General features: G+C 35.4%; 10 protein-coding genes and 2 pseudogenes. 2 read left to right on the top strand and 10 right to left on the bottom strand.

The window, feature by feature from the left end; genetic code table 11:
* Both ACY65O_RS06875 and ACY65O_RS06870 read left to right on the top strand, forming a co-directional pair.
* Window positions 1-261: pseudogene (locus tag ACY65O_RS06875) on the top strand (elongation factor 4); the annotation flags it as partial.
* 212 nt (window positions 262-473) lie between these two features.
* Entirely contained in the window at window positions 474-1,013 is a 540-nt protein-coding gene (locus ACY65O_RS06870; protein WP_462220112.1) for a hypothetical protein, read from the top strand.
* Here the strand turns inward: ACY65O_RS06870 and ACY65O_RS06865 are convergent.
* The 10 genes and pseudogenes from ACY65O_RS06865 to ACY65O_RS06820 all read right to left on the bottom strand — a co-directional run.
* Window positions 1,010-1,651, bottom strand: coding sequence for a hypothetical protein (locus ACY65O_RS06865; protein ID WP_462220111.1), 642 nt, complete (start codon window positions 1,649-1,651; stop codon window positions 1,010-1,012). The two genes, ACY65O_RS06870 and ACY65O_RS06865, sit on opposite strands and share 4 nt — an antisense overlap.
* 51 nt (window positions 1,652-1,702) lie before the next feature.
* Window positions 1,703-2,716 (bottom strand): hypothetical protein, encoded by a 1,014-nt coding sequence (locus tag ACY65O_RS06860; protein WP_462220110.1) that lies wholly within the window; start codon window positions 2,714-2,716, stop codon window positions 1,703-1,705.
* A gap of 110 nt (window positions 2,717-2,826) precedes the next feature.
* A complete protein-coding gene (locus ACY65O_RS06855; RefSeq protein WP_462220109.1) occupies window positions 2,827-3,369 on the bottom strand; it encodes a D-glycero-alpha-D-manno-heptose-1,7-bisphosphate 7-phosphatase in 543 nt (180 codons plus the stop codon).
* A 54-nt stretch (window positions 3,370-3,423) separates the two neighbouring features.
* A complete protein-coding gene (locus ACY65O_RS06850) occupies window positions 3,424-4,125 on the bottom strand; it encodes a nucleotidyltransferase family protein (RefSeq protein ID WP_462220108.1) in 702 nt (233 codons plus the stop codon).
* Window positions 4,122-4,697, bottom strand: coding sequence for a D-sedoheptulose 7-phosphate isomerase (gene gmhA, locus ACY65O_RS06845; RefSeq protein WP_462220107.1), 576 nt, complete (start codon window positions 4,695-4,697; stop codon window positions 4,122-4,124). The genes ACY65O_RS06850 and gmhA overlap by 4 nt, the downstream gene beginning before the upstream one ends.
* Window positions 4,698-4,996: 299 nt before the next feature.
* Window positions 4,997-6,019, bottom strand: coding sequence for a GHMP family kinase ATP-binding protein (locus ACY65O_RS06840; RefSeq protein WP_462220106.1), 1,023 nt, complete (start codon window positions 6,017-6,019; stop codon window positions 4,997-4,999).
* A gap of 27 nt (window positions 6,020-6,046) precedes the next feature.
* Window positions 6,047-7,195: a glycosyltransferase gene (locus tag ACY65O_RS06835; protein ID WP_462220105.1), complete on the bottom strand. Its 1,149-nt coding sequence runs from the start codon at window positions 7,193-7,195 to the stop codon at window positions 6,047-6,049.
* A complete protein-coding gene (locus ACY65O_RS06830) occupies window positions 7,192-8,133 on the bottom strand; it encodes a glycosyltransferase family 2 protein (protein WP_462220104.1) in 942 nt (313 codons plus the stop codon). The genes ACY65O_RS06835 and ACY65O_RS06830 overlap by 4 nt, the downstream gene beginning before the upstream one ends.
* Before the next feature lie 154 nt (window positions 8,134-8,287).
* Entirely contained in the window at window positions 8,288-8,779 is a 492-nt protein-coding gene (locus ACY65O_RS06825; protein WP_462220103.1) for a DUF4199 domain-containing protein, read from the bottom strand.
* A gap of 2 nt (window positions 8,780-8,781) precedes the next feature.
* Window positions 8,782-8,976: pseudogene (locus ACY65O_RS06820) on the bottom strand (dihydroorotase); the annotation flags it as partial.

Below are 8,976 nucleotides of genomic sequence, written 5' to 3'. Positions count from 1 at the left end.
CTTTGCGAAAAATTAAAAGAATTATTACCCCGTCAGCAATTTCAAATTGCTATACAGGCAGCCATTGGCGCTAAAGTAGTTGCAAGGGAAAACATCAGCGCCATGCGTAAAGATGTTACTGCAAAATGTTATGGTGGCGATATAAGCCGTAAGCGCAAACTGTTAGAAAAACAAAAAGAAGGTAAAAAAAGAATGAAGCAGATTGGTAATGTGGAAGTGCCGCAGGAAGCGTTTTTAGCGGTGCTGAAATTGAATGATTAAAAGCCCCTCCTTGAACTTCGTTCTTTCCTTTTCAAGGAACCCCCGAGGGGAGGAAATGGAGAAGATGGAATATTTTTTTGGGACGAACATTAGAAATTCTGCTCACCATCGTGGAGTTTATGCTGAGGAACGAAGCATCACTCACTTGTGCAGCATACCTTTATTGAGCTTTGCTCATATTGCACCTTAAAATCAATTTCTTTTATACACCAATGAACTTTAAAAAATTTTTGCCTGTAGAGAATTATACTTTAAAAACAAAGTTATCTGTTGAAGAAGTTCGTAATCCCATTGCAAATAAAATTGAGCCCAAGAAAAATTTCAGATTCTTTGCAGGTAAAAATAATTATTCTAAACCATACGAAGGAAAAATAGCAGGGAATTCATTTACAATTAACCGAATAATAAATTACCGGAATTCTTTTTTACCAGTAATAAATGGAACTACAGGAACCTTTGTTGGTAAAACGCAGATTAATATTAAAATGCAGCCTTTAATTTTTGTATTAATTTTTATGAGTGTTTGGCTTGGTATAGTTGGAATTGTTTGTTTATGGATGATTATTACTGCATTCATCCATATACGTGAAATAGGACAAATATTTGAAGGTGGCTTTTCGCCAATAATCTTTGTTCCATTTGTAATGTTTATTGTTGGCAGCTCAATTACATACTTTGGATTTAAATTCGAAAGCAAAAAATCAAAAGAATTTTTGGCAGATTTATTAGAAGGCGAAGAAATTACTACTTAATAAAGCACTTTTACATTGCAATTAAATGAATCTGCCTTTGGTGGATTTTTTAGTTTTGCGGAATCTCCTTTAATTTTTTGATCTAAAGAATCAATTATGATTTCCTCCTTCAAGTTTACAACTTCTGGGGATGGAAAGGAAGGTAAGGGTGGTTCAACATCAATGACTCCTGTAATAGCAGAACCTTCTACATAGATCATCATAATATTGCCATGTTTGGTACAAACTGGAGGTGGCAATGGATATTTCGAAAAACTGCCAGGCAAAGTAGTATCTTTTGGTATTATTATTTCTCTTACGTTTAGCATTGCTTTACCTGTAGTGGAAGTGTTGCACGAAAACAGCATCGTCCCAAATGCCAGCAAGCAGGCAGCTAAAAAATGTTTCCATAAGGGAAGGGGTTGGGAGAAAATATTATCTGGTAAATGAATATTGATGTATTGCAATTGTTGATTTCTAAATCTGCCGCAAACTTTTTCTTCTTTTTTATTAAGAAAAAAATACTTTACTTCGTCATCACTCATTGTGGTAAAATCAATTACAGTTTTAGCGCAGAAGGTACAGTGGCGGCCTTGTTCATTAGGTGCCATTGATTGCCAATCTTCGTGGCAGGGAGTGGGGATAGAAATTTTGAACATATTAGAGATTTACTTTTAGATGCGGCTGCATCAGTAAATCCATAAACATGCTTAACCCTTTCCTTTTTTCTTTTTTGGAACTACTTTTGGTTTTGGGGCTGGTATAATTTTTTCTTCCGCAGGTTTTACCTCTTCACCTTCGGCATCTTTTAATTTGGTTTCATCCAAATTTCCGTTGGGGTCACGGATGGGTGTGGGTACAGGCGCCTGGCCTAGTGGCGTTACCTGGTTAAATATTTTTTCTACATGTACCCATTTACCGTTTTTCCATTTAAAACCTTCATAATCGCCATCGCCCACTAATGTCCATTTTTTATTAGGCTCATTACTTTCCGAAACTAAATGCTCCACTACAATCATATCCATCTCTGCATCGTAATTTAATTTAGGGCCGTAAGTTTTTTTATATTCCATTATGTAACGGCCAACGGAAGTTTTAAAAACAGAATCTTCTTCAAAACTAAAATAGCGGCCGCCAAATGTTGGGCCGCCATTATTAAAATTTAATACTTCAATTATTTTTTTATTGCTGCGGATATTGTTTTCATCGTAACCTATCAGGGTATAATAATTTTGATTGGCACTTTTCTTTTGAATAATATTATAATACACCGCACCAATCCAGCCAAAGTTATTGCCAACAGTATCCACCAAATTTACGGTTACATCACTTTTATCAATCAACGGGTAAAGTTTTAAAGAACCATCATAAGTACGCATTTGTATAGCGCCATGCTGGCGGATAACATTATCGTTGATCATCATTTGCCAGGTAAAAATTTTAAACGTACTGTCTGGTGCATACAATTTAGAAATCGTTTCCAGCGAATCGAAAGGGTAGTAGAAGGAGCCGGGAACTTTTAATGCCCTTACCAAAACCCTGGTAAACATACTGTCGGCATCAAAACGGTCTTTAGCGTTTATGCCCTGTATTAACTTAACGGAATATTTTTTTAAGGAGTCTTCTCTTTGCTTTAAAATTTTTGCATCAGCTTTTGTAAGCTGCTGTGCAAACGAAAAATTAAAAATTGTAATTAATGCCAGTAAGGTTACCAGTTGCTTCATGCGTAAAATTAGTTAATCCTTTAACAATTGAAGTGTAAAATTATTGTATGGAAATTAATTTTAACTAAAACTTAGAGGTTTAGTACTCAAGCACAGCAACACAGAAATAATTATAAATCTAAGGCAAAGGCAATTAAAGATGGATACACTGCATCAATGTGTTCATCATTGGTATCCACATCCGGCCTTGTTGTAGTAAGGAAAACAGTTTTAATGCCGAGGTTGCGGCCAAACTGCATATCGCTTAAAGTATTGCCCACCATTATGGCTTTGGTTAAATCAATATCAGTAAAATCTTTTACTGCCTGCAATCCCATCCCGGGGTTTGGCTTACGGTTATCGCTTTCCAGATCTGGACAAAAATATACCGCATCAATTTTTCCACCCACAGCTTCAACATCAGCAATCATGTTTTTATGGATAATTTCAACATCTTCTATTTTGGTTACACCTTTACCAATGCCCCGTTGGTTAGTAACAATTATAACCCTGTTGAATTTTTGAGTAAAAATTTGAATGGCTACTTTGGCACCATCGTAAAATTTAAATTCGTCCCACGTGTGTATGTAGTCGAGATATTTTTCGTGATTGATTACACCATCACGGTCTAAAAACAAAGTCCAGGTTTTATCTATCTTTTTAAAATCGATCATTGATTATTTAATTAGTGCAAATTTATATTAAGGCGGCGTGCGGTAAAATTTTTTCTAACTTCCAGGAACTAATTCTATTTGAGCTCTTTCATAATCTTCCGGAATACCAATATCAATAAAATAATCGTTCATTATTATTCCAAACATTGGCCTTACCGAAAATAAATTTTCTAAATATTTTTTCTCAAACGAAAAAGCAAGTGGTAAATCCTCTTGTAAAAAATGCCGGACATTTAAAATATAGATGCCACCGTTTATTAACCCATTTTGACAGAATTTTTTTTCATTGAAAGCAATTACAGTATTACGGTTATTAATATCAACGGTGCCATATCTTTCAATATTTATCATTGGCTTTAAGGCAATGGAACAATCGGCGGCTTTATTACTGTGAAAAAGGGAGAAAGACTTTAAATTAATATCAAATAATGTATCGCCATTAATTATCAGCACATTATTTCCTTTAACTTTTTTGCAGGCTGCAGCTATTGCGCCACCTGTACCCAAAGGTTCATTTTCAATTTCGTAAATTTTTTCCAGTGCCTGGTATTTTTCTTCTAAAAAAGAAATAACAATTTCGCTTTTATAGCCTAAGGAAAAAATAAAACGTTGCACTCCTTTTTTTTGCAGGTTATCAATTACGCAGGCTATAAACGGAATGCCGTTTACAGGTGCCATACATTTAGGTATGTCATCAATTACGCTGCGTAATCTTGTCCCCAATCCTCCTGCCAATATAATTACTTCTGTTATCATCCGAAATATTGTTCTTCTACCATTTCACAAATAATATGACCGAGCATAATATGGCTCTCCTGGATTCGTGGAGTATCGAATGATGGCACGTTTAATAAATAATCTGACATGGATTTCATTACGCCACCGCTTTCGCCGGTGAAGCCGATTGTGATGATACCTTTTTCTTTTGCTGTTTCAAATGCAGCAACAATATTTTTACTGTTGCCAGAAGTGGATAAGCCTACAAGTACATCACCTTTGTTACCAATACCTTTTACCAGGCGGCTGTAAATAACATCGTAAGTGTAATCGTTTGCCACAGCTGTTAAGTAGGATGTATTGCAATGCAATGCTTCTGCAGGTAAGGCATCCCTGTCTTTATAAAATCTGCCGCTGAATTCGGCTGCTAAATGCTGTGCATCGGAAGCGCTGCCGCCATTGCCGCAAAACAACACTTTGTTACCGTTTTTAAAAGCGGTAACCATTACATTAACGCAATTGTTTACTGTATTTATAATTTCATCATTAAGTAAAAGCTGTTGTTTTACTTTAATGGATGCCTCAATTATATTTTTTATTTTATCAGTCATATTTTTTATAAAAAATGATTAGTAAATGGTCTGTAAAGTTCAGCAAAGGTATGCCGTACAAGAGTGCGACGCAACAATGATGAGGAGAATTATTGAAGCTGGGTACAAAAAAATATTCAATGTTCAAATCTCAACAATCAATATTCAATGGAAATGCATTTTTATTAAAACTTTTAGTTCTGATAAAAATGCAGTGTAAAATTAAATGCTATTGTATTTCATTGAAATTTGAACATTGAATATTGTTCATTGAATATTTAATTCCTCCATACTCAGTTTACCCTTCCGGGGTTAGGGGTTTACACACTCCAGCTTGTTAATCCATGATCAACAAAAGAATATTTTTTTACTTCGCCGCCAAAAGTTTTTAATACTTCAATAACATTATGGCGGGTATTGCCGGGGCAATAAAAAATCATAAAGCCACCACCTCCTGCACCGCTTATTTTTCCGCCGGTGGCACCTGCTTTTTTTGCGGCGGCGTAAATAGTTTCCATTGCATCACTGCTGATGTTACTGGCCATTAAAGTTTTTTGTTTAAAACCGAAATCTAATATTTCACCCATTTCATCCAGGCGCCCTTTCAACAATGCTTCCTTCATCATATTGGCCTGCGTTTTTAACTGGTGCATGGCTTCAATACTTTTTTTATTTTTTTTATTTACATTATTTACCTGCTCTGTAATAATGGTGGCGCTGTCTCTGGTGGTTTGTGTATAGTATAACACTAAATTATTTTCGAGCTCATGTAAATGCTGCGGTTTAATACGCAGTGGATTTACAATTACTTTATCGGCTGCATAAAATTCCATAAAATTTACGCCACCAAATGTTGCTGCATACTGATCCTGTTTACCACCAGCCAATTGCAGATCATCTCTTTCAATGGCATAGGCATATTGTGCAGTTTCGTATTCTGTTAAAGATATTTTAAGCATCTCTTTAAAAGCGCCCAATATGGCTACCACTAAAGTTGATGAAGTGCCAAGGCCCGAGCCTGCAGGCGCATCTACAAATGTTGTTAATCTGAAACCGCCGGTGGGTAAATCGTAATCTTTTTGAATGCGGTTATAAACTCCCTTCAATAAATTTAATTTTCCATCAAGCGGCAATTCTTTTTCAAAGTCCAGGCTTTGTGCTTCGTTGCGGTCAATTGCCTGTAAAATAATTTTATTTTCTTCTAAAATTTCTATAGTTGCATACGCAGATAATGATATGGTGGCATTTAATATGGCGCCACCAAACAGATCGCTGTAAGGGCTGACATCGGTACCGCCACCGGCCAGGCCAATACGAAGTGGAGCTTTGCTTCTGAATATCATTGGGCTAATTATTTTATGTAAGTTACTCTACAACTTAGCAAGCTCAAGTATTGTGCCTGTTAATTTTATCCAGCTTAATTTTTTCTTTTCTTCAATAAGGTGAGGTAAAAAATAATTTTCTCCTTTATCAAAGTATTCAATTATTTTTTCAGCAATTGATGCTGGGTTAGGTTCGGCAACTAAGCCCACTTTATTATCAGGCACCAACGAAGGCAGGCCACCAACATTGGTAACAATCATAGGTATTTCAAAATGATAGGCGAGGGGAGTAACGCCGCTTTGTGTTGCATTGCGGTAAGGCTGCACCACTACATCGGCAGCACATAAATAATATTTTACTTCGCTGTCGGTAATAAAATTGGTGTGTAAAATCAGGTTGTCTTTAATGCCGAGTGCTTCAATTTGATCATCGTAGGGTTTTCTGTCGCCGTAAAATTCTCCGGCAATAAGCAACTTAGGAATTTGGAATTTGGAATTTGGAATTTGGTTATGCTCTTTTAAAATTTTAACAGCATCCAGCAAAATATCAAGCCCTTTATATTTTCTTATAAAACCGAAGAATAGGATTATCTTTTCATCCATGCCAATGCCTAATTTATTTCTTGCCTCTCCTTTGGATATTTTTTCACCAAAATTATCATACAAAGGATGCATAACTAATGCTGCAGTTTTTTTATTATCAAACATTTTTAAATCCTCCATCACCTTTTCGCTCATGGTAATAAAAGCATCCACAGGCTTTACAAAGTATTTTGTAAAAGGTTTATCGCCAAAGCGTTTTTCATGCGGAGCAATATTATCTGCAATACAAACAATTTTACTGTGATTATTTTTTTTAGCAATGCGTAAAATTGTCCCCAGGCATGGCCCCATTAAAGGCAACCAGTATCGTACAACAATTATATCTGCATTTTCTTTTTTAATTTGATTACCCACTATAATCCAGTTTAAAGGATTAACAGAGTTTATGCAAACTTTAATATTTAAGTCTTTTGGTGCAGGTTCGGTGGAGTATTGCGATGTGCCGGGAAAAATAAATGATGGATATTGTAATGAAAAAGTATAAATAATAGTTTCATGCCCTTCGTTTTGAAACTGCCTGGCAAGTCTTTCATTAAAAGTTGCCATACCACCGCCACGTAACGGATGTGCCGGGCCAATGATGATGATCTTCATAACCCAACTTTTTCTTCAATTAAATAAGTATTTCTTTCACTGGAATTTCTTGCAATTAATTCGCCTAAAAATCCTGCTAAAAATAATTGCACACCCACAACTATTGAAATTATACCCACATAAAAAATTGGCCTGTCCGTCATATTATATTTTGAAAAAGCAAATTTGGCAATGCCTAAATAAATCCAGATGCACATACCAATAAAAAAAACAACGCTGCCCCATAGCCCAAAAAAATGCATGGGCCTTTTGCCAAATTTACCTACAAACATTATAGAAAATAAATCCAGAAAACCATTTACAAAACGCTCCCATCCAAATTTGGTAACACCATATTTTCTTGCACGGTGCTCTACAACTTTTTCTCCAATTTTTCTAAAGCCGGCCCATTTTGCCAGTACAGGAATATAGCGGTGCATTTCGCCATACACTTCAATACTTTTTACCACTTTCTTTTTATAAGCTTTCAATCCGCAATTAAAATCGTGTAATTTAATACCCGAACTTTGTCTTGCTGCTGCATTAAATAATTTAGAAGGAATATTTTTGGTAAGCGTATTATCATAACGTTTTTTCTTCCAGCCGCTCACAATATCAAAACCATCTTCAATAATCATTTTACGCAGTTCGGGTATTTCGTCGGGGCTGTCCTGCATATCGGCATCCATTGTAATAATTACATCGCCTTGCGCTGCTTTAAAACCTTCGTTAAGTGCAGCGCTTTTACCATAGTTGCGCTGAAATTTTATGCCTTTTATATTTGCGTTTACACTGCGGAGTTGCTGCACCACATTCCACGATTCATCCGTGCTGCCATCATCAACCAAAATGATTTCGTACGAATAATTATTGGCATGCATCACTTTTTCAATCCAGGCACAAAGTTCCGGTAAAGATTCTTCTTCGTTAAAAAGTGGTATTACAATTGATAAATCCATAAGCCCCTGTTCCGCCAGCTGGCGGAGAATTTATTGTGTTATAAATTTTTTTTTTGAACCCAGCAATATTTCGTAACTCATCTTCATTGGCGTCGCACTCTTCAACATTTATTCTTTATTCAGCGCCTTCAATGCAAAATTATCGTTTAAAAAATCAACTTTTCTTTTGTGAAGTTATAAAAGCTGAAGCAATTAAAGTTACCAGGGCTCCAATTGCAAGGTATGAAAATACAGCTCCCATTACTAAACTTGGAAAAAAAGCTTTTTTTGCAAATGCAATTTTATTTTCAATATCAAGTGGTGTAATATCTTTTTGTTTTTTTAGTTCGGCCGTCATCAGGGTAACCATCTGTTCCTTTAATTCCGGATGAAGCAAAAGAAATACTACAGTAAACACCACCATCAGCAATGCTATTACAATAAAACATTTAAAACCCTCGGCAAAATATTGTTTAAATGTGGCGGTATTGCCGGTTGCTGTTTTAAACGAAAATAAAGTCCATAAAATGCCGGCAACATAAGTTGCATAGGTTATATATTGTAAGTTGTTCTCAAAATTTTTCTTTGCCAGGTAAATGCCCAGTGAAATAAAGATCATTATAACACCAGTTATTAATCCTTTATTTCTTGCCGAAATATTTTTCATATTCAATTCAATTCAACTTTTCCTTTATTAATAATGCCGATTACTTTTCCTTTTAATTTTTTGCCAATAAAAGGAGAGTTTTTAGATTTCGATCTGATCATCTTTTCATCAAAAATATATTCTTCATCTGTATTAAATAAGGTAATGCATGCAGGAGCGCCTTCTTTTATTTCAGGTATTTCTATGCCAAATATTTT

Source organism: Ferruginibacter sp., assembly GCF_031430955.1.
Classification (GTDB): Bacteria; Bacteroidota; Bacteroidia; order Chitinophagales; family Chitinophagaceae; genus Ferruginibacter.
Note: the sequence above shows the minus strand (reverse complement) of the source record. Positions and strands in the feature narration are given on the sequence as shown.

What these genes read in the sequence shown, in the direction of transcription:
- ACY65O_RS06870 (WP_462220112.1), top strand. Translation starts at nt 474, where the DNA reads ATGAACTTTAAAAAATTTTTGCCTGTAGAGAATTATACTTTAAAAACA.
- gmhA (WP_462220107.1), bottom strand. Translation starts at nt 4,697, where the DNA reads ATGACTGATAAAATAAAAAATATAATTGAGGCATCCATTAAAGTAAAA.
- ACY65O_RS06825 (WP_462220103.1), bottom strand. Translation starts at nt 8,779, where the DNA reads ATGAAAAATATTTCGGCAAGAAATAAAGGATTAATAACTGGTGTTATA.
- ACY65O_RS06865 (WP_462220111.1), bottom strand. Translation starts at nt 1,651, where the DNA reads ATGTTCAAAATTTCTATCCCCACTCCCTGCCACGAAGATTGGCAATCA.
- ACY65O_RS06850 (WP_462220108.1), bottom strand. Translation starts at nt 4,125, where the DNA reads ATGATAACAGAAGTAATTATATTGGCAGGAGGATTGGGGACAAGATTA.
- ACY65O_RS06860 (WP_462220110.1), bottom strand. Translation starts at nt 2,716, where the DNA reads ATGAAGCAACTGGTAACCTTACTGGCATTAATTACAATTTTTAATTTT.
- ACY65O_RS06830 (WP_462220104.1), bottom strand. Translation starts at nt 8,133, where the DNA reads ATGGATTTATCAATTGTAATACCACTTTTTAACGAAGAAGAATCTTTA.
- ACY65O_RS06835 (WP_462220105.1), bottom strand. Translation starts at nt 7,195, where the DNA reads ATGAAGATCATCATCATTGGCCCGGCACATCCGTTACGTGGCGGTGGT.
- ACY65O_RS06840 (WP_462220106.1), bottom strand. Translation starts at nt 6,019, where the DNA reads ATGATATTCAGAAGCAAAGCTCCACTTCGTATTGGCCTGGCCGGTGGC.
- ACY65O_RS06855 (WP_462220109.1), bottom strand. Translation starts at nt 3,369, where the DNA reads ATGATCGATTTTAAAAAGATAGATAAAACCTGGACTTTGTTTTTAGAC.